The sequence below is a fragment of the Fluctibacter halophilus genome, from assembly GCF_020687825.1.
Taxonomy (GTDB): domain Bacteria; phylum Pseudomonadota; class Gammaproteobacteria; order Enterobacterales; family Alteromonadaceae; genus Fluctibacter; species Fluctibacter halophilus.
Window position 1 is genome coordinate 80896 of sequence record NZ_JAJEWP010000004.1, and the last position, 25034, is coordinate 105929.

General features: G+C 48.7%; 17 protein-coding genes and 1 tRNA gene. 6 read left to right on the top strand and 12 right to left on the bottom strand.

Annotated features, from left to right (window positions below; all coding sequences use genetic code 11):
- Positions 1–11: 11 nt before the first annotated feature.
- From LJ739_RS13590 to LJ739_RS13640, 11 genes are all read right to left on the bottom strand, one after another.
- On the bottom strand, positions 12–1058 hold the full coding sequence (locus LJ739_RS13590) for a CPBP family intramembrane glutamic endopeptidase (RefSeq protein ID WP_229161320.1): 1047 nt from the start codon (positions 1056–1058) through the stop codon (positions 12–14).
- Positions 1059–1205: 147 nt separating this feature from the next.
- Complete coding sequence (locus LJ739_RS13595; protein ID WP_229161322.1) at positions 1206–2339, bottom strand: helix-turn-helix domain-containing protein; 1134 nt, start codon at positions 2337–2339, stop codon at positions 1206–1208.
- Between the two features lie 168 nt (positions 2340–2507).
- The gene (locus tag LJ739_RS13600) at positions 2508–5042 is read right to left on the bottom strand and encodes a DUF5666 domain-containing protein (RefSeq protein WP_229161323.1); all 2535 of its coding nucleotides are present in this window, start codon (positions 5040–5042) and stop codon (positions 2508–2510) included.
- Positions 5043–5381: 339 nt separating this feature from the next.
- Positions 5382–5954 (bottom strand): elongation factor P-like protein EfpL, encoded by a 573-nt coding sequence (gene efpL / locus LJ739_RS13605; protein WP_229161325.1) that lies wholly within the window; start codon positions 5952–5954, stop codon positions 5382–5384.
- A gap of 706 nt (positions 5955–6660) precedes the next feature.
- Positions 6661–8016: a Na+/H+ antiporter NhaA gene (gene nhaA, locus LJ739_RS13610; RefSeq protein ID WP_229161327.1), complete on the bottom strand. Its 1356-nt coding sequence runs from the start codon at positions 8014–8016 to the stop codon at positions 6661–6663.
- The gene (locus tag LJ739_RS13615) at positions 7994–8182 is read right to left on the bottom strand and encodes a hypothetical protein (RefSeq protein ID WP_229161329.1); all 189 of its coding nucleotides are present in this window, start codon (positions 8180–8182) and stop codon (positions 7994–7996) included. The genes nhaA and LJ739_RS13615 overlap by 23 nt, the downstream gene beginning before the upstream one ends.
- Positions 8183–8445: 263 nt before the next feature.
- Positions 8446–9405 carry a protease modulator HflC gene (gene hflC / locus LJ739_RS13620; protein ID WP_229161679.1) on the bottom strand — a complete coding sequence of 320 codons (960 nt, stop codon included), beginning with the start codon at positions 9403–9405 and terminating at the stop codon, positions 8446–8448.
- A 10-nt stretch (positions 9406–9415) separates the two neighbouring features.
- A complete protein-coding gene (hflK, locus tag LJ739_RS13625) occupies positions 9416–10480 on the bottom strand; it encodes an FtsH protease activity modulator HflK (protein ID WP_229161331.1) in 1065 nt (354 codons plus the stop codon).
- 111 nt (positions 10481–10591) lie between these two features.
- Positions 10592–11290 (bottom strand): Crp/Fnr family transcriptional regulator, encoded by a 699-nt coding sequence (locus LJ739_RS13630; protein WP_229161333.1) that lies wholly within the window; start codon positions 11288–11290, stop codon positions 10592–10594.
- A gap of 47 nt (positions 11291–11337) precedes the next feature.
- Positions 11338–11643 carry a hypothetical protein gene (locus LJ739_RS13635; protein WP_229161335.1) on the bottom strand — a complete coding sequence of 102 codons (306 nt, stop codon included), beginning with the start codon at positions 11641–11643 and terminating at the stop codon, positions 11338–11340.
- Positions 11644–12305: 662 nt separating this feature from the next.
- Complete coding sequence (locus LJ739_RS13640) at positions 12306–12935, bottom strand: Crp/Fnr family transcriptional regulator (protein WP_229161337.1); 630 nt, start codon at positions 12933–12935, stop codon at positions 12306–12308.
- An 887-nt stretch (positions 12936–13822) separates the two neighbouring features.
- Here LJ739_RS13640 and LJ739_RS13645 point away from each other — a divergent pair.
- The 3 genes from LJ739_RS13645 to LJ739_RS13655 all read left to right on the top strand — a co-directional run bounded on the left by LJ739_RS13645 (position 13823) and on the right by LJ739_RS13655 (position 17169).
- The gene (locus tag LJ739_RS13645) at positions 13823–14275 is read left to right on the top strand and encodes a PRC-barrel domain-containing protein (RefSeq protein WP_229161339.1); all 453 of its coding nucleotides are present in this window, start codon (positions 13823–13825) and stop codon (positions 14273–14275) included.
- Positions 14276–15141: 866 nt separating this feature from the next.
- Entirely contained in the window at positions 15142–15480 is a 339-nt protein-coding gene (locus LJ739_RS13650; RefSeq protein ID WP_229161341.1) for a hypothetical protein, read from the top strand.
- 423 nt (positions 15481–15903) lie between these two features.
- On the top strand, positions 15904–17169 hold the full coding sequence (locus LJ739_RS13655; protein ID WP_229161342.1) for a GGDEF domain-containing protein: 1266 nt from the start codon (positions 15904–15906) through the stop codon (positions 17167–17169).
- A 1112-nt stretch (positions 17170–18281) separates the two neighbouring features.
- Here the strand turns inward: LJ739_RS13655 and LJ739_RS13660 are convergent.
- Positions 18282–18368 (bottom strand) — tRNA-Leu (locus LJ739_RS13660).
- Between the two features lie 433 nt (positions 18369–18801).
- Between LJ739_RS13660 and LJ739_RS13665 the strand changes: the two genes are divergently transcribed.
- The 3 genes from LJ739_RS13665 to LJ739_RS13675 all read left to right on the top strand — a co-directional run bounded on the left by LJ739_RS13665 (position 18802) and on the right by LJ739_RS13675 (position 25031).
- A complete protein-coding gene (locus tag LJ739_RS13665) occupies positions 18802–21852 on the top strand; it encodes a TonB-dependent receptor (protein WP_229161343.1) in 3051 nt (1016 codons plus the stop codon).
- A gap of 120 nt (positions 21853–21972) precedes the next feature.
- Positions 21973–23505 carry a tryptophan halogenase family protein gene (locus LJ739_RS13670; protein WP_229161344.1) on the top strand — a complete coding sequence of 511 codons (1533 nt, stop codon included), beginning with the start codon at positions 21973–21975 and terminating at the stop codon, positions 23503–23505.
- Entirely contained in the window at positions 23502–25031 is a 1530-nt protein-coding gene (locus tag LJ739_RS13675; RefSeq protein WP_229161345.1) for a tryptophan halogenase family protein, read from the top strand. The genes LJ739_RS13670 and LJ739_RS13675 overlap by 4 nt, the downstream gene beginning before the upstream one ends.
- The last annotated feature ends 3 nt before the right edge of the window (positions 25032–25034 follow it).

Genomic DNA, 25034 nt, shown 5'->3' on the forward strand with positions numbered 1-25034 from the left:
ACAACATTACATCAGACGCTTTCCTGCTGTATACGTAAGGCCGGCAGTACACGCCACTGGTAGTGCCCCCACAACAGTATCAACAGGCCCAATGCTATCGCCCCGATGTACATGATGGCGCCTGGTGCCTGACTCAGGGCCATCATGCTCAACGCAAGTAACAACACGGTTGTGATGGCAGTCGCTGTGTACACATTTCCCTTCAATAGCGCTGCTGCCTCCTTGCCCTGGCGTTTTATCGCTGTCCATTGCCAACACACAATCACACTCATCACCGCAATCACGACGTAGGTCATCGCACCATCCGTCGGAAAGTTTAACAGCGCGTGCATCACAATCACCGGTACCAGAGAGCCAGAGCGATAGAATAACCAGCCAATCACACAGGCATTAAAGAAAAGCGCCAGTATGGTGGCAACGTGGTAGCCATCAAGCTGATGGTATTGGGCATGACTCAGAGTAAACATGGCGGCAGCACCGATGATTGCCACGGCAGGCGGAAAGCTGTGCTGCAATCTGGCTTGCACAAAACCCCGCCAGAAGATTTCTTCAACAACCGGGATAAGGCCAAAGCTACCCACCGCCATCAACGTCCACCATCCGGCTGTTTTTTCACCGTGGATCAGTGCTTCCCGCCACGGTACGCTGGTGCCCAGATCAAACTCGGCGTCCAACACCCAAAGTACTTTGTTGGGTAAGTCGCCCAGCGCCCAGCCGACACAGCCGAGCCCCACCAGCCAGAGCAGAGAATGTCCCCGCAAAGAACCGCCCATATCCGCCACAAAGGACCGTCTGAACGCCCAGCCAAATAATAGGATAAGGACCCACCAGCCGGCATTTTGTAACATCAGAATGTCAAATAAATCACGACTGATGGCAAACAGATCCGGTGCCTCGCCGGTGAGTGCCATCAGCGGATGACCCTGAATGCCAGCGAGTTGAAACAACACTGATGACAGCATGCTGCCAACAAAAAAGACCGCGAGGATTTCAGCCAAACTTGCCAATTGGCCGGGACGGGTTTTTGCGTAATGTATAAAGTGACGATTTCGATTCATTGGGTACCACATTTCAGTTGTAAACGGTATTGTGGTACCAGCATAAGTGGCCAGAAAAGGGAGGTCGTCCATCTGGGTCGAAACTGACCCAGAAAAGGTAATGATCGGCCTATGTTAACTCGACATTACCTTTTCACAAATCCTATGCTATTGATTTTCCTTGCGATATTGACTTGGCGTCATGGCAGTGTGTTTTTTAAACGCTTTGTTGAATGTCGCTTTGTTATTGAAGCCGACTGCCAGCCCAACATCTAAAATCGGCGTATCAGACGCGACCAACTGACGTTTCGCTTCGTCAATCCGTAGCCCATTGATGTAGTCGTAAAAGTTGACCTTAAGTACATCGTTCAGGTATTCGGACAATTGGTGGGGAGTCACCTTCACGTGCTGCGCCAAGGTACGTAAATCCAGGAAGCGTTCGGTGTACAAATTGTCGGTACGAACAACCCGGTCCAGCTCAGCATCGATATGAGCCTTAACCTGTGTGTTGAGGTTGGACACTTTCTGTTTGCCGGCCTCTGATGCTTCAGGCATTTCCGGTACAGGGGCATCGTTTACATGACGGAAAATCTCAGGTTGCTGAAGGCCATAAAAGCCGGTCATGAAAATCAACACCACCAGCACCAGCGATAACACAGAATCAATGCCTGCGGGGATCATCGAGAGATCCACATCAGCCAACATCACTACCACGAACACCGTTTCAAAGCTGAGAAAGCCAAGCAACAAGTTGCGTAACCAAGACAGACTTTTTTGCTCCAGCGCTGAAAAAGTTTGCCGAATACGATGAGCGTGTTCAAACCACAGCTTCAGTGACCAGAGGGTATAAAGTACTACCGAAGTTGCTTTTAGCAGCGGTAACACACTTAGCCCCTGGTCAGCAGACTGACCTGCAACAATACCGTTAATGACACTTTCCGGGGGTGCGAAAAGCAGCGGAATAAACAGTGCCCAGTTAAGGCACACCGGTACAAAGTGAAGCAACAGCGATAGCGTGAACCGACGGCTCGGCTGTGTCAGCTGGCGGGTATACAAATACAGTAACGGCCCAAACACGAACACCACCGCACTCCCCAACAAATAGGTTTTCAACCACACGCGCCACAACTCTGTGACCTGCAGAAAGTGCACCAGTAACGCGATGGCAAAGGAGAGCATTAACGCTGCCAAAAAACGATTGGCAACCAGAGGGGCGGGTTTATGCAGCACCAAAGACAGTGCCAGAAATAAGCCCTGTACGATGCCGATTAGCAGTATTCCACTGCTCAAATCAAGTTGCATGTCGTCCAATCGGTTCCGTCCAGAAATGAATCTTGTTGGGTCTATCTTACGATGGTTACGGGTTACACGTCACCTCCCCTTTCCTGCAACCGACCGGTCCAGTCCGCGGCACCCCAACGAAAAAGGGTGGCAATGATGCCACCCTTTTATGTCACATTCGCCCTGCGCCTAGTCGTCATCCTTGTCTTGCTTTTCAAGCTTAACGACTTCAGCCAAAACGCCGCCATCTTTCGGATAGCCTTTGACTTCAACCCCAACGCCGACCGCAATATCTTCCAGACCGCCTTTCTTAAACACCGTCAGTTCGTCGATGAACACAACGGTGCCATCCACCACAAACTGACTATCGCTGGTGACCTGCGTGATTTCACCCTCCAGTTCAACCTCTTCCCGTTCGGAGAACTCGATCTTCTTGGCGATTAACACATCCCCTTCCAGATAGCCCTCAACGGTGACTTGCTCTTCGTTGGCCAGTCGCAGTTGGTTGCCATTGCGGTATTTTGTTTGCCCGGTTGTGGTCACGGCCTGATCACCAACAAAGAATGCCTGTGCGGACTCAAAACCGTTGATAACGCCGGTTAACTCCATCTCCTCGGCCTCATTCTCGAAGTCGATTTTTTCTGCCAACAATACGCCAGCCTCGCTGACATAACCTTCAACTTCAACGCTTACGCCTTGCGCCAGGTCTGACACTGCGCCGTCTTTGTAGGCCGTGCTGTCGTTCGTGGTGACACTGACACCATTGACAGTAAACTCAGTTACCGAGACAAAGGTTTCAATCACGCCTTTGACTTCGACTTCTTCATTATCATCTTCACGCTCAAACTCAATCTTGGACGCAACAATACTGCCGTCCTGATCTTCCAGACCTTTCACTTCAACGTAAGCATCTGCCACCAGATCGTCGATGCTACCGTCTTCGAAACGTGTACTGTCATTGATGAACACCGAGCGGCCGTTCAACACAAACTCGGTCTCACTGGTAACGCTGGCTACCTGACCTTTTAGTTTTACTTGGGCCGCAACTTCATCGTCATCCGATCCACGTTCCACTTCCAGAGCGAGCACATTACCGCTTTCCTGAAGCTGGCCTTTGACTTCGATGACATCGCCACTGACGATCGTTGCAAAGAAGGTATCAGCGTCTACCTCTGCATCATCAAGCTCAAACTCGGTCAGCGCCGATGTTTCCACCGTCACACCCTGAACCTGGAAATTAGGGGCTGCAATCTCAGTGACCTGACCTTCCAGTTCAATCAAACCATCGTCATCTTCACCCGCCGCTTCCGTTCGTTTCAATTGTCGGGTGACGAGTGCATCACCGTCCTGGAAAGCTTTCACATCCACAACATCACCAATGGCCAAATCATCAAGGGTCATGCGACGGACGCCCTGCGATGATTTGTCCATCAAACGGCTGTGAGAATCGACGGTGAACACGGTACCCAACACGGTCAGGGTCGAGGCGTCACTATCCACTGCACTGATGGGGCCTTCCAGTTTAATCACACCCGGTTTGTCGATACGTATCTTGCGGGCCGTCAGAACATCGTCAACGACCGTACCAAACGCTTTGATGCGCATGCCGACAACGATGTCCTGCTCATCGCCACCAAAAAATGCCGTGTCTTGTGACCATGCAACCGTTTGACCGGCAACCATAAACTGCATGTTCTCCAGCAGCTCGGTGATCACACCGTCCAATGCCACCTGACCGGCGTCGTCAGCGTCGTCATCTTCCTGAACGTACACGCTGTCCGCCACTAATACATCGTCCACCGGCGCGGCTGAGGCATGTATACGTACTTCTTCACCTTCCACCAGCGTGCCATTGACCGTCGCAGCGCTGTAATCAACAGTGAGCTGATTGACGGTGAAGGTTTGCGCAACCTCATCGAGATTTTGCAATTCTCCACGAACCTTCAACTCGGTGACTGACGAATCTTCCAACTCAACACGGCTGGCCACCAACTCGCCCGCTTCGGTTTCAATGGCACTGACCTCAACCACATCTCCCACGGCCAATGCATCGAAGGTGACACCTTCAAACAACGTCAGTTCATCAACCAGGAACACTTGTCCGAGCAATGAAAACGAACTGTCCGTAAGTGAGACAGCATCGACAGGTCCCTGGGCATTGACGTGGTATTCAACCGACAACGCCTGGGCGTCATCACCATCTGCAGACGAACGGCCTTGAATGGTCACCACCATACCGACTTTCAGATCATCTTCAGTGGACCCTTGGTCTAGGTCGGTTTCAATCACTGCGTCATTGGTTTTAAAACGAATGCCGTTAACATAAACGCTGCCAAAATTGCTGATACTGCCAGTACTCGTCACCGGCGCCTGATACACCAAGGCGATTTGATCACTGTCATTTGCCGATAACGAAACGGTCTGGGTCTCCGGTAATACATCAAACGTAACACCATCAACGGCAATGTTCGCTACGCTGAGCGTATAGCTGCCCGGGGAGAGATCGGACAGTGTTTGCGACGACGTCAATGTCTCAGAGTAACCATCCGGGCCAGTAATGGAAACTTCACCCGACATGCCCTGCGGCAGGCCGCTAATGATCACATCAAGGTTTGCTTTTGCATCGGGTACAGTGGGAGAAGGTACGTCAGTCGTGCTGTCACTGCCACCGCAACCTGTCAACACAGCACCGGAAAGCAACGAAATAGCCAATATCTTTTTCATGGTTTTGTCCAATTCATCTACATCTGAGTCCGTTTGAGTCTACCTGAGGGCACTGTTTCGCTGAATATCCGTACAGATACGGTGTATAAATCTCAATACCTTTACCGCCGACCCAGAACGACCCATAGGGGGCTTACAGTATAGTTGACTAAGCGGCACATCACCTGAAGCACGGGGTTACAAAGCATCGGCGCAGCAATGCAATAGTGCGAGCTAAGTTCAGAAGCGAGGTCAGATGTTGTTGAAAGGGGGTAAGTAGGGAAAACGACCTGAATCGGCAGCGCTATTAAACCGCCGGATTCAGGTCACGAATAGCATTCGTGTTGCAGGAATTAGCGGTTACTTGTCAGCCCGGCTTTGAAACTTGCGTTCCTCGGTATTGATTTTAATCCGTTCACCGGTCGAAATGTATTCGGGTACCTGCACGACCAGTCCGGTCGACAAAGTAGCCGGTTTGGTGCGAGACGTGGCAGACGCGCCTTTAATGGACGGATCGGTTTCTACCACTTCCAATTCAACACTGGTGGGCAAGTCCAAGGCGACAGGCTGATCACTGACAATCAACACCTGAATACCATCGGTGTCTTCATTGAAGAACATTGCCTCATCCGCAATCACCTCTTTATTCAGGTGATAGGGCGAATAGTCTTCTTTATCCAGAAACACGTAGTCGTCGCCGTCCATGTAGGAAAACATTGCAGGACGACGCACCAGGTCAGCCATGTCCAGCATATCGGAGTCTTTGAAGGTTTCATCAAACTTGGCACCGCTGACCACATCGTACATGCGCATACGATAAATACTGCCGCCGGCGCGCCCCTGGGGCACTGAGCGTTCGATATCCCGCACGATGCAGGTTTTGCCGTTAAAAACGATGGTGTTGTTCTTTTTAATTTCACTTGCCTTAGGCATGTTAGTCTTCCTGATGATTTCGCCATGCATAGATGGCACTCACGTGTACTCGAGAGGGTTATCTTCGCTGATATTGAAGACACGGAAAAGCAATTTGTGTGAAAACCACTACTTGCAGCGTTTATCAACAGATATGGGTGTGTAAGTACTGCGAGGTTAGACCGGTTGGCAGATCATCAGGGATGTGTTTACGCTGACATCAAAACATCACGTTAGCGCGGCTATCATGAAGGAGATGGTTAACCACCGCACGCGAAGCGGCGGTCCATGGATGGACCGACTGGGGGCGTTACTGGGATGGCGCCAGAGAAAGCGATCGTGGTTTGTTTATTCAGAGTGACCACCCCAAAAAAGAACCGCCACACCCGTGAAGACAACGGATTGTGAATAATCCGCGTCTATTTTAGGCAAATAAAATCAATATGTTACAGGTCATAAAAGACACTTTGCATGTTCTATGCGAAATTTAGAGATTAAAATTCTTGTAGAGACAAAATCGTACTTTTGTATAAAAAGCCTCTCTTTAAAAAGGCCGTTTATTGGTTGATACGATCAAAGTATTCATCGCTACAATCGACTATATATGCGAGTGAAGCGTTTATTAAGCATAGAGTTTGCCAAAATGCTGTTCATAAATTTTTTATTGGTCTACCGGACTACTTTACCGTATTTCATCGTGCTAGCCCTTCGTTATGTGAAACTAACTCTACTTATGTTTTGCTTTGTCGGTAGCGAAAACCAAGACAATAATACCGACCAATGCGCAAAAGACGGAAGCAGATAGTATGCCGAGTTTGGCCCCATTGAGATGTTCAGCACTATAGGCAAGATTGGCAATGAACATGGCCATGGTAAAACCTATCCCCGCAAGCATGCCGGCTCCAGCAATCATCAACCAAGGTAAATCTGCAGGCAATAGCGCTAACTTAAGTTTCACCGCAAACCAACTAAACAAAAATATTCCAGCGGGCTTACCTACCACAAAGCCAATGAAAACTGCTAGTGCAATTGCCGAGGAGGAGTCGTTAATGAAAAGGGGAATGCCGGCATTTGCAAAGGCAAACAACGGCATGACAACAAAGCCAACCCAAGGATGTAGCATCAGTTCTAACCGTTCAACCGGAGAGAGAACTTCACGAGCCGCGGCCTCTGCGGTTTTCAGCACTTTTTGGTCAATACTGTTCCCTGTCCAATGATCACCTAAAGGGTAGGCCACCACAGAGTCCATTATCGAATGCAAACGGTCATCGCTGACCCATTTTGTGGTAGGTGTCATTAGTCCCAGAACCACACCAGTAACAGTAGGATGTAGGCCTGAAGCATCAACCAACAACCAAATTGCGCCGCCCGCAATAAAAAACAGGGCAATACTGCGAATGCCCATCATTGACATGGCTTTTATCACTGCCAAGCCTGACAAGGCCGCCACAATGTAAAATGCATCCAACTGCTTACCGTAACCTAATGCCACCACAATGATGGCGCCCAGATCATCGACGATAGCCAATGACAACATAAAAACCCGTAGACTCTTGGGTATACGCTGACCCAGTAACGCCAAACAGCCAATCACAAAGGCCGTATCCGTTGCCATAACAGTTCCCCAACCATGCTGCCCCGATTCACCAAATTGGAACAATATGTAAATTCCAGCGGGCACCAACATTCCACCTGCTGCAGCAGAAACAGACAACAAGGCCAAACGCGGCTTGCGCAATTCTCCCAGTACTAATTCCCGCTTTAATTCCAATGCTATCAGGAAGAAGAACAGGGTCATCACCGCATCGTTTATCCAGGCATGCAACGAGCGTTTAAAGCTCATATCGCCTATATTGATTCCAATAGAAATACGCCACAGCTGCGCAAAGTCAGAAGCCAATGGGGAATTAGCCAGACAAAGTGCTAGCAATGTGAAAAACAACAGCACCAATCCGGCGGCAGCTTCAATTTTAAAAAATCTGCCAAGAGGGTGAGTCAACCAGTCTACTGGTGATTGTGGTAATTGCGCCGCATGTCCCCTGCTTTCGGCAACTAGCCAATTAGTGAGTTTCTTTATCCTCATCAGGATTGCTCTCCTGAATCATAGCTGACTGCCTTTGCTTCTCTTTGCTAGCATAGTCAATAACATCTTGAAGCTTCTGATAATAGTGACCTTGAAAATGATAGCTAAATTCAATGGTTCTGGTAATGCCTAAGGTTTTCATCAGGTGCTTATCTTCTTTAGTCATTCTGTCACTCCTCGCGATCCAGATCGTGATGGGAAAATCATTGATGTTTAACTTCAATACTTTTTGGTCAGGGTGGTGGAACCCGCGATTCCGCTCCAGAGTCGTTTAATTTCTTTTGCTTTTTTGCCGCTCGCTTTTCTTTGGGCTTCAGAACAGCAGTTTTTTTGAGGTATTTTTAAGTGCTCCTGCCTCTGTTCATGATAGCTATTCACTCTGGTTGGGGGTGAAGTACAGATGTTGTACCTCTGCCTGTTAATTAATCCCTATTTTTTCTCAAATGTCGGTTCTGTCAGGTATTTAAACAGTTCACTGTCAGTTGACAATATCAAGGTTGTGTCGTTACCGACCACAAAAGAATAAGCCGCCATGGTCCGGGTAAACTGGTAAAATTCTGCTGCTTCGACACTTTGATTATAGGCGCTCGCGTATATTTGTGCGGCGATGGCATCTGCCTCACCACGAATCTCCTCAACCTGCCGGTAGGCTTCTGACTGAATTTTGTTCAGATCACGTACCCTGTTACCACGAATTCGCGCCGCTTCGCCGTTGCCTTCAGATATAAAGCGTTCGGCTATCTGACGCCTCTCACTGACCATTCGGTCGTAAATTTTGGGCCGCACGCTGGCATTGTAGTTAATCCGTTTGAAACGAATATCAAGTAGTTCAATACCAAACACTTTGACCTTTTCTGCCGCTGATTTAAAAATTTCCAGCTCAACAATTTTGCGCCCTTTATGGATGGGCACCAGCACCCCCATATCCGACGTAGTTTCAGCCCCTGTAAGCAATTCGTCGCGCTGAGGAGACCTGTCCTTGGTTGTGCGAATGATTTCTATCAATTCATGTTTGGCAACTGCATTTCGGGTTTCACTACCGAGAATGTCATCCAATCTGGATTGTGCACTTCGCTCATCTCGCAAACGTAAAAAATATTGTAGGGGATCGGTAATTCGCCAGCGGGCGAACAAATCTACAGAGATATACAGCTTGTCTTTGGTAGGCATATCTGACGGACTACCGTCCCACTCCAATACTCTTTTTTCGATGGGATTAACCTGCTGAATAAAAGGCATTTTAATCTGTAAACCCGCATCAACAATTGGCTCGCCTATGGGTTTGCCAAATTGAGTTACGATAACCTGCTCCACCTCACCTACCGTGTATAAAGCGCTGTTCAGTACCAGTGCAGCAGCGGCCATTAGCACCACAATGACAAAGGACATACGTTTAAGTTTACTCATGATTGGCCTGCTCTTTGCTGTTTAGGTTCAGTAACGGCAATATACTCTGCGAATCAGAATCCAGAATGATTTTGCTCGAGAGCTTTGGCATCACCTCTTGCATAGTTTCAAGATAAATACGCTTACGTGTTACCTCCGGCGATTTTAGGTACTCTACATACAAGGCATTGAATCGAGCAGTATTACCTTTGGCTTCGTTGATCCGTTTGAGGCGGTATCCGTCGGCTTCACGAATGCGTTGGTCTTTTTCGCCTTCGGCTAATGGAATAACCTTGTTATAGTCACGCCGCGCTTCGTTGATGAGTTTTTCTTTTTCCTGCTGAGCCTGGTTGACTTCGTTAAAGGATTCCTGCACCGGTTGGGGTGGGTTAATGTTTTTTAACTGCACCTGATCAATACTGATGCCCATGGCATACTTACTTGATGTAGCCTGCATTTTTATCAACGCTTCGGATTCAATTTCCTGACGACCAATAGTGATGACTTCATCCACTGTACGGTCACCCACCACTTCTCGCATGACCGATTCGGAAACATAGCGCAGTGTCTCACTGGGCCGTCTGACTTCGAACAGAAATTTGACGGGATCGGATATACGGTACTGCACCACCCATTCAACCAGTGCCGCATTCAGATCGCCGGTCACCATTTGTGTTTCACGCTGCGCATCATTGACACGGGGGCTTTGCATCGGGTCATTAGCATTGGGAGTTGTGAATCCGAACTCCTGTTTGAGTTGGCGTTTGACAGGAACAACTTGAGTGGTATCAATCCCAAACGGGAAGCGGAAATGCAGGCCTGGCGGCACATCACCGACATACTTGCCAAAACGTTGCACCACAGCCACCGAATCGCTGGGTACGGTATAAATTGAACTCCACGCCATCGCGCCAATCACGAAGATAAACAAAAGAACAAAAAACGCCGGAGGACTACCACCGGGTAAAAGTGTTTTGATTCGTTCGGAAAATTGCTTGGTAAGCTGATCTAAATCCGCCGGAGACGCTTTACCTTTCCATGGATTTCTTGGCGGATCATTGTCATTGTCTGTTGACATAATGGTTGCCTCTGATTATTTGCCCGTTATTGGCAACATGGCTACCAATAGCAATTGTGGCCGGATAGTCAGCACAATATCCGGATGGTAAGGCGATAAAGCCTGACTGGGTCAATAGGAGTCCAGCCGGTCCGTTTCACTCTTCACTACGGCGTAACATTCACAGCAAAGCGCTTCTAATTTTTCCCTGTTGATCACCGTAATATGACCGCGTCGGTATTTGATCACACCAAGCTTTTGCAGCTTGCCTGCTGCTTCCGTCACCCCTTCGCGCCTGACACCCAGCATGTTGGCAATCAACTCCTGAGTCATGGTCAGATTGTTGCTGGATAAACGATCAAGTGATAATAGCAGCCAGCGACAAAGTTGCTGATCGATGGAATGATGCCGGTTACACACAGCGGTTTGTGCCATCTGTGCAATCAGCGCCTGCGTGTAGCGTAGCAACAACATTCGAATCCCCTGATTGTTGTTAAATTCGTTGCGTAATGCCGCAGCAGGTAACTGGAAGGCAAATCCGGCGCTTTGAACGACGGCGCAATTCGGGGTACTTTCACCGCCCATAAACACTGCAATGCCGACCACTCCTTCATTACCCACTACGGATATTTCTGCAGATGACCCATCAGCCATCGTAGACAGCAGCGATACAATACTATCGGTTGGAAAGTACACGGCCGAAACACTCTGCCCCGCATCATAGATAACCCTGCCAAGCGGCAACTCGACTAATTTGAGTTGCGGAAACAACCTTCTTTTGCTCTCTTCCGGTAATGCGTTAAGCAATCTATTGTCAGTTGGTTGGCTCATATGGTGCCTATATTAGCCATTCGGTTACTCCTTACCTGGATTTCCACTCACGATAAAATCTGATCGATTACAACACTTACTCCCGCTTTGCTGTTATCTGAGCGGCAGGGAACAAGTGCTTTTGGCCAGTGCTGATTGACCGGATTCTGATAATTGTTTGACCCGTATTGTTGCCAAGCACAGCGCCTGTCGAGAAAAGGAATTTTGTAGAAAGACAATAATCTGCAATGCAAAAATTCGTTGTCATTGTCGACAATAGCTTTAGGCCAATAAGGATTAATCAGCGGTGCAACAGATGTGATTCTGCCAACCGTTGATTCGTTTAAAAGTGGCTGAATCTTGCATGTTTCCATCTTTAGTCACTCACCTTGACGGCGAGCCTCTGTTAGTGAAGATAAGTTTGCCAGCGTAACCTGATTATTGGCTTGTGTATGTTCGATAGCAAACATAAGTGGGAAGGTAACGCTCTTCAGCTGCAAATCTATACAAGGCAACTTACAGGATCCCAACTTATCCATATACGCTTTGCCAATCCACCGTGATTAATTCACAAGCGGCGGTTGAGCTTCCCCCGCTAGAAAAGACATTCAATGCGCATCCAACTAGCGTGAATCTGTTTGTTAACCTGCAACCGAGTGTTCTGAAGACATTTCTGGCACTACGAGCCACCGAAAACAAAGTTCATGTTACTGCGAGTAATACTGCTTATACTACTCAGCCTTCAACCGTCTTAACCAGTAGTTAAATGCGCAATTGAAACCAGAAACTGAGCACATCAAAGGAGTTGTTGATAGACACTATAAGTGGCCAGATATGAATGACATATACTGGGACGATAAGGTTAACCAGTTTTATATTAGTGGTGTAAAGCATGAAGTAACGTGATGCACCGCCTGATGGCTCTGTACCAGCGCAATTGAAAAGCGGACTGGATTGGATGTTCGTCTATCAGACATAATCCTGACCTTTGTTGTTCAATACCAGCAATTTTTTTTACATTGAATCATTGATGCCGTTAACCATCAGCCTCAGTTTTGAGGTTTTTCTTGTGGAATTTAAACGCCGCCGCATAACATTGACATGAAGCCTGTTTAAGACCCGATCTGGAGAGTACGTTTATTTGCCCGCGGCTATAGCTGATTAATCCCGCCCGCTGAAATGCCCCTGCTGCAATAGTTACCGCACTGCGGCGCACGCCTAGCATCCTGGCCAGATACTGATGGGTTAGATAAAACTGACTGGCGTGAGCCCTGTCCTGCGTCATTAACAACCAGCGAGCCAATCGTTGCGGCACTTCATGCGAACAATTACAAGCCCCCGTCAGTGACAGTTGTAGTATTAAAATATAAAGATAACTATGTATCACATTCCGTAACGGCAAACTGGCTTGCAAGCGCTCGCGAAATACGCGTGCATCCATCCGTAAGGCCTTTCCTGCCCCTTGAACTATTGACAGCATTGGCGCATTCCGTTTGCCCAATGCCAGCGTGGCTCCCAGCATTCCCTCACTGCCGATCAAGCCCATTTCTACCGACCGTCCACCTGAAACCTCCACTAACACCGAAATAAATCCAGTTAGTGGGAAAAAGACATCTTCTATGGGTTCATCCGTCGCGTAGAGCACCTGTCCAAATTTGAGTTCCACTGGCGTGGAATGCCTCAACAACCATCTACGTTGCGTATTCGACAGGCAATTTATTAGGTCGTTTGTCACCGTTAGGGTTGGTAGTGAGGACACTTAAGTCTCCGACAATTGAAAAAGATGATGACTAACAAGGGGGCTCTTGTTCTTTTTAGGAAAGCAACAAATTAACCGATTAAACAGTGGCCTTCTGTACGTTACATCACGGATGTTGAGATGATTGAAAATGGCAGTTTCTGGTTCGACAGGAATAGTGGGCAGACGCAGGCTAGCTGGCATATTTCAACTTTAGTGACTGATCGCTATTCACCACTGTGTTTAAAGGAAGAGTCCACCTAACACCTTAAAAAAAACCCCCAGGGCACCCCGGGGTAAAGCAAATGTGAATCAAGTACATTATAGAATCAACAAGGGATATGAATTGACCCCACCAATGCAACTAATGTCACATGAGCAATAACCTATAGGGCTATTTCTTTTGCTCTTGCTTTTTTTCTTGCTGGGACTCTTGCTTTTGTTGCTCGCTCCCTGGTGCAAGTTTCTTTTCTTGGTCAGGTTTTACATCTTTATTAGGATTTTGCATAAACACCTCTGCTATTTCACTGAGAGCGCGATTGCCACCAGTTGAAATAAGAGCTTATCAGCTCTGATAGCATCCTTCCGTTCGCTGCCACACACTTGACCAATACAAATTAAATCAACATTGCATGCTGATAATTATTTACAAAAACAGTCAGGCATAAGTGTGATAGCGAACAGAGAACCTGACCTTTCGATGGCACATTGTTTTTATCAGTGCGCCTTTTGCACGGACCGGAAAATTGACCTTTTAGCGTATTGCTATGTGTTGACCATTCGTTATCAAGCCCCCAAATACTGGAGCCAAACAAATGAACGTACTTGCCCAAGAAGTAACACCAGTGCCTTCCCAACCAGATATTTCAAAAGAAAATCTGTGCTATTTAAGTGCTGACACTTTATGTCACAACGACGTCTACAACCATAAGGAACAGAAGCTAGGCAAGCTACACAGTTTGATGCTAAGGGTGCCAATAGGTGAGGTATCTTTTGTCATTATTGCAAAAGGCGGATTTTGTGGAATTGGCGAGAAGCTATTGGCCGTGCCATGGCAAGCATTAACATTAGACAGAGAGAGAAAATGCTTCGTTTTACCTATGCCAGAGGAAAGATTGGAGCGGGCCCCGTGCTTTGACGCAAACAGCTGGCCGAACATGGATGACGCAGTCTGGGTGACGGAAATACTCAGCTATTACAATGTTGATCATTCCAAACCAGACAATGACTCAAAAATCGAGCAGAAGAGCAAGTCAAGCATCCAGTAAAGGTTTAGAGGGAGAACTGTAACTAGGCCATTGGTGCATGCAAAGCTGTAAAACTAGTTAGAGCTTGAAACCGGGCATGGACCACTTAAAAACGCCGATTTGTCCTGACTAACAAATGATTGTTGTGTAATCCTCGGCTATTCCACAGAATATGGCTGCCTGTTAAGACAGGCCTACGAACTAATATCTACTTAACCACTTAATTTACCCAGTACTCCCATCCTGATTGATGAACCGCCTTGACGGACATCACTAAATGAGCCAACTGATGTGTTCTAAGACGGCTTCAAATTAGTAGCACGGCCCCCCCTTTGCAGGTACTGTTTTTTGTCGCTGTTTTGCCACTTGCCCAACGCTTTAGGCCAGTAAAGATGAATACTAGTTGCAGGGTCTGGAATTATCCTTTTCGATTCATGGTTATTGTTTTTATGGTCATTATCCCTTTGTATTTGCTCTATCACGCTCCCTCCTCAAGAATTTTTCTAGGGCAATAAGGCGGACAGATTAAAGACAGATCAGCCCCCCTATCTGTGCGATAGCAAAATAGTGTTAGCTACTTCTCGTGAGTATTAAGGCCAGAGTAAAAAAATCAATATGGTGCTCTTAAAAGTGAACGCCTAGCTGTTCGAGAGCCAACAACTGCGAGAAGGGCAACTACGCCAGATTTTCATAAAATGTTCGCTATCGAACAGACTACAGCGACGTAGCAATCAATACTGTGTCTGTAACGTTATTGATTCCTAATTGGTTTGCCAGACCCTGCACATCGAATGTTTTAGCTTGGTAACGTTCCCAATCATTTGTAGTAACTACAAAGCAAGTACAAACAATTAGGGCTTCAAGACTGAATAGCGCAGGAGACTGTGATGAACGCCAATCTATCGGTAGCAACACGCCAAAAAACTTGGTCCAAAGTACTGCTAGTCAAATTAGCGGTTACAGTCACCTTGTTGTTTACCAGTGGTTGTGCAAGTCAACAAGTGTCCGGTCAAAATGCGCTACAAGCGCATCAGTGGCTTGACCAGATAATAATCGTCTCTAGAAATAAGCCCCCTACATTGACCGAACAATCAACGCTTCTGACAGCACTGTCAATGACCTGCAGGTCGCACTTAAAGCAAGCAAAGCTTTTGAATAAAGCACTGCGATTTCGTGTTGATGCACTGGTGCTAGCTCAAAAATCCAATGCATCTGGATTACCATGAGAACACATTTACCATTCTCGCATGAGTTCGGAGTGACATTAGTTTCAACCCGCTGGATGTTAATAATGCTGACAATCTTTTTATATGCTGCCTGCTCTTATTCATCGCCATTGAATACTGGCTTAATTGAAGCAACACAACGATTAAATGCACTGAAAGGTAATAATCGAAAATCCAGTATGGCTAGTTTGAATTCGAGTAGGCCTATGCAGCAGTTTGAACATTTGTTGTGGATGGCTGAGCATAAAATAGAACTATCCGATACCCGCTCCAGAACAAGGTATCTGGAATATGAACACACTTCATTGCTTGACCAGTTACATAGCTTGCTAGGCAAAAATCCATAGTCTGAAAAATGCCTCTGAACGATACACCTCCAACCAATGTCATCAAAGGCCAGTAACATAGATAGGAGCAAACAAGATGAAACAAGATATTGATGTAGTGGTGGTGATTCAGGAAAAGGCAATGGCCAATTATCTTTGCCATAACATTGGGCTAGCAATTCCCGGTGTTCGTCTGGTTAGGGTTCGTACACCTATGGAAGTATTGCCATTGTCTCGTAACCGAAACATAAAATTACTCGTTATAGTGACAATAGCCCAAAACTTAAACTGCCTAAACGTTGACGCATTAAACATGCTGCCTCCAAAAACCATGCTGCTTTTATTATCCAGCAAGCACAATTCTCGCAAGAAGTGCCTGTCCACTGTACTTTTCCAGTTGTCAGAATACCTGCGGCGTTGGCCGTCCCAAGCGGCCACCGCAGAAAAAACTTCAAATACCGAAAACCAGGAAAAAAGGGCTTTGGGCGCAATGGATGATGCAGTCTTCAATTGCAATAAACTCGGTCAGGTAACCTATCTAAATAGTGCTGCTGAGCAACTTACGGGGTTGCAGTACAACAAAGCACTCGGAATGCCGCTCTCTGCCATACTTCAGATAGGTTTGAGTTCAGAGGATCAAGTCCACACCAACCAAATTGAACAACTTATCGCTGGCAATCGTACTTTATTAAGTCAAATAGATTTGCAACTCATTCATCCAAATAGCGATAACGCTCATACCATAAACTCAGTCTCCCAAATACATGATAAGTCGGGTAATAACGATGGCGCTGTGGTTGTTTTACACAAGGTTAACAGTGATTATGTAAAAATGTACCACCAAGCAAACTACGATTGGCTAACTGATCTCCCTAATCGCGCATTGTTGTCCGAACGCTTAAACTTTGCCATCAGTTTAGCCAACCGACACAGTTCACTTGTGGGTCTGCTGTTTGTTGATTTAGACCACTTTAAATTAGTCAACGACTCACTAGGACATGAAGTCGGCGATCAACTACTAAAATCTGTGTCCAAACGCTTGGTAGAGTGTGTTCGCACCAGCGACACTGTCAGCCGTCATGGCGGTGATGAATTTGCAATTCTGTTAACTGAAGTCGCTGGTTTTAGTGACTGTGAACAGGTCGCTAGAAACATCCTGAAAGCCTTTAATATGCCACATCAATTAGGTACCAGAGCTTTAGTGATCAGTCTGAGTATCGGTATTAGTGTCTACCCTTTCGATGCAACAAGTGGTGATACTATGTTCGAGCACGCAGACCAGGCCATGTATTTGGCCAAGAAAAAAGGTCGGAATAGATTTGAAGTCTCTGCATACCAGAAGATTTGTAATTATGATAAGTAATTCTTACTAACGTTCCCCTGAAGTGGCAACGACCTGACAAACTACTAATCTACCAATTTGATGCACTTGGTTCCCAACATTACCACGTCAAGAAAAATGGCCTATCGTTTTGCCCATTCGTTAAAAAATAAATTAAAAAAGTGAACATTGTTCTGAATCTAATTGTCGCTAAATGAACCTAAAAACAGAGCTAGGCAAATTACGGCTTTAGACATGGTGAGTTAAAAACCAAACTGATTAGTAAATGCGGGGTAACTGACTCAATTGAGAACCCCACGCGAAGCGTCGGTTTAAGTCCGCCCCAAGCGCCAGATACACAAATTTTTTGCGGAAAAAATTTGAACAGCTTTAGCTGGCCCCGGAGGGGAAGTATCAGGACGATACGCACAAAAAAACCGACTTTCGTCGGCTTTAATTATCTTCTCAACGAGAAGATGGTAGCAGAGGGTAATTCGCGTGCCGTCAGGCATCGAATGACCTAACGTCATTCGTTAAGCGAATTACGGCGAGACAGGATGTCGAGACTGGGGGCAGATCATCAGGGACGTGTTTTCGCTGACATCAAAACATCACGTTAGCGCGGCTATCATGAAGGAGATGGTTCACAACCGCACGCGAAGCGTCGGTTTAAGTCCGCCCCAAACGCCAGATACACAAATTTTTTGCGGAAAAAATTTGAACAGCTTTAGCTGGCCCCGGAGGGGTAAGTATCAGGACGATACGCACAAAAAAACCGACTTTCGTCGGCTTTAATTATCTTCTCAACGAGAAGATGGTACCAGAGGGTAATTCGCGTGCCGTCAGGCATCGAATGACCTAACGTCATTCGTTAAGCGAATTACGGCGAGACAGGATGTCGAGACTGGGGGCAGATCATCAGGGACGTGTTTTCGCTGACATCAAAACATCACGTTAGCGCGGCTATCATGAAGGAGATGGTTCACAACCGCACGCGAAGCGTCGGTTTAAGTCCGGCTCTGAACACCAGACACACAAATTTTTTGCGGAAAAAATTTGAACAGCTTTAGCTGGCCCCGGAGGGGTAAGTATCAGGACGATACGCACAAAAAAACCGACTTTCGTCGGCTTTAATTATCTTCTCAACGAGAAGATGGTACCAGAGGGCGGACTTGAACCGCCACGCCCGTGAAGGCAACGGATTTTGAATCCGTCGTGTCTACCAATTTCACCACTCTGGCACTGTTATTCATTTTTTTTCCTGCCCTTGGGGGCAAGTGGCAGGCATTATAGCGATCAGTTCGAGGTGTGCAAGTGTTTTGTGTTTGACTGCCTATTCTATGAACAAATCCCAACGTCAGGCCCCAACCCGTTGCCACCCTCCCTGCAGGTAATATAATTACTCGTCGTCGAGGATCGCAGTCGATATATTCCGCCCGTGAGCAAATTTATATCTCGCCCTTAACGCCTTGTTTTAAAAGGTTTCAGCAACCAACCCGACACAGGAATGTAATTTTTTTGTTACCGGGCAGTTGCCACTTTGAAAATTTTGATGTAGTTTTAAGCGCAATGACAACGCTGTCAAAATTGTGGACGCACACACATGGTTTGTCATTTTTTTATTATGGATTAATGACAACGCTGTCATACACACGACAACAATAAGAGGGCAACATGAGAAAACTAAACAAGGTAACGCGTGCCGTTCATTTGGCGATTGCTGCCAGCGCAGCCTTCGCCGGGATGAATGCCATCGCACAGGAACAGCCGCCGCAGGATGACGCCCAGGCGCTTGAAGTGATTCAGATCAAAGGGATCCGGGCTTCAACCAAAGCGGCGATCAACACTAAACGGTTTGCCGGCTCCATTGTCGATGCCATCGCGGCTGAAGATATTGGTAAGCTGCCGGACATCACCATTTCTGATTCCTTGCAACGGATCACCGGCGTTCAGATCCAGCGCGTCGCCGGTGAAGGTGGCCCTGTACAAATCCGCGGTTTACCTCAGGTTGACACCACACTCAATGGCGAAGTGTTCTTAAGCGCCACTACCATTGATTCGTCAGGTGCGGACTTTAGTGACCTTCCCTCTCAATTGTTCTCCGGCGTAGACGTGTATAAATCTGCCGAAGCCAAAAACAGTGCCGCGGGGATCTCAGGCGCGATTGACCTGCGTACCCGTCGTCCTTTCGACATGGAAGACGGCTGGACGTTCTCTGGTGGTGCTGAAATCTCCCACGGCTCTATCAGTCAGGAAGAAGATCCCAGTCTGAATGGCCTGATTGCCTATAACGACGGTAAATTTGGCGTGCTTTTCACCGCCGTTAACACCGAAGTTAACCTGGCCACCGATTACAACGGTTACTTTGATACCTCCGAAAACGGCGGTATTGGTGCGGCAAACAACAACCACACCTGGGGCGCCAACCCTCGCGGTGAAGACGTTCGTCATGTGGTACCGCAAGGTTTTGCTGCCTTTAACAAGCAGGAAGAGCGTAAGCGTAATGCATTTCAGCTCACCGCACAGGCGGATCTAGGCTCAGGCTTTGAATTGACCTTTGATGCTTTCTACACTGATCAGGACCGCTTCAACAACCGCAGTGGCTTGTCACAGAACAACCGTTGGTACACGTTCAACGACTATGCTTATCCCACTGCAAACGGCTGGACAGGCGATTCCTTTGTGGATGCTGACGGCAATGAGTGGGGTGGCGTCAACGCGTTCAACCTCAAGCCCTGGCGTCTGCAGACCTTTACCCAGGTCAACAACAACTATGAAACGTCAGAAAACTACAACCTCGAGCTGAACTATGACGATGGGGGTGCCTTGTCAGGTCAGGTTCGCATGACCCGTGCCCGCGCTACCGCTAAGATGCGTCACGGTTACGGCGAAGGCGACTTGCTCAGCATTGACAGCGGCTCTCTGGTGACCGGCCCAGGTCAGTTCACCCAAGGTGCAAACTGTACCAATGGCGAAGACATTGTCGGAGACGGCGGCGGCTGTTTCGCCCAGTTTTCCCCTGGCGGTATTGCCGACCCTGACTTCATCCTCACCTATGACGCTTCCGGTGAACACCCGGTGTTCGGCGGCTTTGATCAAATCGTCAACGGTGGTGCTGGCCCGCAGTCTGTCGCCGCATACATGGCTGACATCAATTCTTACCACATTGGTGCATTCTCATCAGAAGGCAATACCGATGACGAAGGCGAAGTGAATACCTTCAGTACCAAGTGGAACTACAAACTCGAAGGCGATGTGTTTACCAGTGTCGACTTCGGTGTTCGCCAGATGGAACGGATTGTCGATCATGACCAGTTTACCTATACCTCCGAGTTTGGTGACGGTTGTGACATTGCACAGTGGAAAGCGGTTGACCAATATCACACAACCAGCACGTGTGAAGGCAACCCTGCTGCGGGTGAATACCTGACCGAGGACGTGGTGCATGACGGCAATACCATTGCTGCCGGTACCTGGGTGCCGTACACCCTGTTGGGACCCACCCGTCTGGATCAGTACACTGATGTTTACTGGCAGACCGACTTTGGTCCGGTACAAGGCGTGCCCGGCATGTGGGCTATCGACCCGAACAATTTCCGCGACCCTCGTCAGTTCCACCTGGATACGTTCGGCAACGTTCAGCGAATTGAAAACGCCGGTGCCAGCTACGACGTGAAACTGGATGAACTGAGTTACTTCATTCAGGCCAACTTCGAAACCGAAAACCTGCGCGGTAACATCGGTATGAAAGTGGTTGAAACCGACCTTTATGTTAAGCAAAACCTGGTCGGCTCCAACCTGCCGCACAGTGGCCTGGGGCCGGATACCGGCGACGTGGTCACCGAGCGCAGTTACACCGATTACCTGCCATCATTGAACCTGGCCTATTCGGTCAACGAAGACGTGATTTTGCGTGCATCATACTCGAAGAATATGCAGGCGCTGGCTCTGGCCAACTGGGGTGGCGGTAAGACCGTCGGTAAAGCCATCAATGGCGACTGTGACTGCCTGCGGGTTGTTAACGGTACGTTGAGCGGTAACCCGCAACTGAACCCCTGGCGCTCAGAGAACATGAGCTTCTCCGCCGAATGGTATCAGGGTGAAGCGTCGATGTTCTTCGCTGCCTTGTATGACATTGACATCGAAAGCTTTATCGAAAGCGGAACGGTGATGATTGATGAGCCGGATGATGACGGCATTCGCCGTGGTCCATGGCCGTTCTCCACCAATGTACAAGGTGAAGGTGGTAGTGTTCGTGGTCTTGAAGTGGGTGCAAAAATCGCATTTGCCGACCTGTTGGAAAGTGATTCATTCCTGTCCAACATGGGTGTTGATGTGAACTACACCTATACAGACAGCAAACAAAACCGTAAAGACGTGTTTGGCAACGACTTGCCGTTCGTCGGTATGTCCAAAGACACCTACAACCTTGTACTGTGGTATGAAGACGATAACTTCTCCACGCGGATTGCCTGGAACAGCCGTAGCCCACGTCTGATCACCCAAGGCAGTGCAGCCGTTGGCGGACAGTCCTTGTATCAGGATGATTACTCGCAGTTAGACATCAGTGCCACATACAACATCAATGAAGATGTCAGTGTGTACATTCATGGTGCCAACGTGTTGGAAGAGTATCAGCAAACCTACCTGGAGTTCTCCGACCAGAAGGCGTTCCAGAACGTGTATGAAGCACGCTGGATCCTCGGCGCTCGGGTGAAGTTCTAAGTCCCTGGGGTCGGTAGCACTGCGGACGGTGCTGCCGACCTTTTTTAACCGGCTGGTTATTGAGAAACGGTTTTAACTGTGTCAAAACTCTTTCTCATTACCTAGCAACAATGATCCTTTATGACCACACCCCATCACGCCATCAACAACATCGTCGTGGTTGGCGGCGGTACCGCAGGCTGGATGACCGCTGCGGCGCTGAGCCAGCATTTCAGGGATACTCCTGTATCTCTGACCCTGATCGAATCCAGTCAGTTGGGGACTGTGGGGGTGGGAGAAGCCACCATTCCAACCCTGCGTCGCTTTTACGCCAAACTCGGGCTGTCAGATATCGATGTGATCAATGCCACTGACGCCACCTGTAAACTGGGCATCGAGTTCCAGGACTGGCAAGGTGACGGGAAACATTTTATCCATCCTTTCGGCTTGTTTGGCGACAACCCTCAGGGGATTAATTTTCAGCATTACTGGCTAAAAGGCCTGGAATTGTCAGAACACGCTGACATCAGTGCCTACTCTCTCGGTGTCAACCTGGCCCGCCAAAACCGTTTTTATCTGCCCAATGCCAAGCCCCAGTCGCGGCTGGAAATTTTTGACTGGGCATTGCATTTCGATGCCAGCAAATTTGCCGCATTGATGAAAACGGTTGCAATGGGCAACGGAGTAAAGGCCATCGATGGTCGTATTCACACCGTCGGTCGGCACCCCAATGGCGCCATCAGCGGCGTACAAATCGAAGGGCGTGAGGGTGTGATTGAAGGTGATTTGTTCATCGACTGCTCAGGCTTTCACGGCCTGTTGATCGATAAAACCCTCAATACCCCTTACGTCAGTTGGCAGCAGTGGCTGCTGTGTGACAGCGCCGTGTCTGTACAAACCAGCAGCACCCAAACGCCATTAAACCGCACCATTGCCAGAGCGAAGCAAGCAGGCTGGCAATGGCGCATTCCGCTACAAAGCCGCCAGGGCAATGGCTATGTGTACTGCAGTGACGTCATCACGCCGCAGCAAGCCGAAGACAGTTTATTCGCGGACGTCAGTGGCGAAGCACTCAACTCGCCACGGCATTTTCGTTTCACACCAGGGCGACGGGACGTGGCGTGGCAACACAATTGTGTCGCCATCGGACTGGCAGCAGGCTTTATTGAGCCACTGGAAAGTACCAGCATCGCGCTGATCGAAACCGCCATTGAGCATTTGATCCAAACCTTCAGACAACCCCATTACAACGCGCAGGACGTCGCACGCTTTAATGAGGTGACCCGGGATGAGTACGAACGGGTCAGGGACTTCATCATTTTGCATTATGCCCTCAACGGACGAACCGACAGCACATTGTGGCAACACTGTCGCCAGATGACGCTACCAGACACATTGCAGGACAAAATGGCTCACTATCAGCAACAGGGTGAGGTCAAACGCCTGGCGTGGGAAATTTTCGGCGCCGACAGCTGGATAGCAGTAATGCACGGCATGGGATTCACTCCGCAACAGTACGATCCCCGTCTCTCGGATGTTGATGAAGCAACCTTTGTTGCCACCCTGCAACGGATGCGGCAGTGGATTGAGCAGGTCTGCCAGCGCGCCCCACACCATCAGGATTTTCTTAGCTACGCCAGACATCAGGCAACACGCAGCGGGGCACATGCATGAACAACAGTGCGTCACTCAAACACATCGTCATTGCAGGGGGCGGCACCGCAGGTTGGATGGCGGCCGCAACGCTGGGGAATATTTTCAGTGCCAGTGACACTCAGATAACCCTGATTGAGTCCTCACAAATCGGCACCATCGGCGTGGGAGAAGCCACCATTCCACCGTTTATTGCGGTGATAGAAAGCCTGGGGATCGACCTGGTGGACTTTATCCAGCACACCCAGTCAAGCTTCAAATGGGGGATCCAGTTTGTCGACTGGCACACCCGCGGACAGTCCTATTTTCATCCTTTCGGTACACTGGGCCAGTCCATTGATGGCCACGATTTTTTTCAGTGCTGGTTGAAATCCCAGACCAGTGACCACCCATTACCGCTAATGGCCCATTCCAAAGAGGCGGCATTGGCCGAGCATGGCGCATTTTTCAAACCCCATGAAGCCGCCAATACACCGCTGGCGTCCGCCCAGTTCGCATTGCACGTTGATGCCAGCCTGGTGGTCAAGTACCTAAAGCGTTTTGCCATGGCCAAAGGGGTGCGGCATATCGATGCCAAAATCGCTCAGGTGAAGACTCACCCCAGCGGTGACATTGCCGCGCTTCAGTTGGACAACGGCCAGCAGATTGAGGGAGATTTCTTCATTGATTGCACCGGTTTTGGTGGTTTGCTGATTGAGCAAACCCTGGCGTCGGGTTATCACGACTGGCGTATGTTTTTGCCCTGCAATAAAGCCGTCACTGTGCCCACTGCCGTTAGTCAGCCGTTAAATCCTTTCACCATCGCCACCGCCCGTGATGCCGGCTGGACCTGGAAAATACCGCTGCAGCACCGTACCGGCAACGGCTACGTCTTTGCCGACGATTTTTGCGATGATCAGCAGGCCTTGGATTGTCTATTGTCATCGGTGGAAGAAGCGCCATTGGATGAACCCCGCTTTATTCCCTTTCGTACCGGTGTCCGCAAACAACCTTGGAAAGCCAATTGCCTGGCCTTAGGGCTGGCACAGGGATTTCTTGAGCCACTGGAGTCGACGGCCATCCACCTGGTGTCCAAATCCCTGGCGTTGTTTGTGCGCATGTTCCCCAGTGCCGGCAACAATGACATCTTGCGCAACGAGTTTAACCGGCGCGTTCAGCAAGACTATGAAGAGATCCGCGATTTTCTGATCCTGCATTACTGTGAAACCCAACGGGACGACACCGATTTCTGGCGCTGGTGTCAACATGACATGCCGATACCCGACTCACTGCAGCACAAACTGGCGTTTTTCCGCCATGCCGGCGGCTTGATCCCCGGGGTCGAAACCCTGTTCCAACCCACCAGTTGGTATGCCGTGTTTAACGGTATGGGTGTGCAACCACAGGGCTACAATCCCACCCTGGATGCTCTCGACGCTGAACGCCTGAATCTCAGTCTGCAACGGGGGGCGCAAGGCATCGCAGCACTGGCCGCACAACAACCCTCTCACGCAGACTTTCTACGCACTTATTGTCCGGCCCACCCACCCGATACGTTGACAAAATAAGGA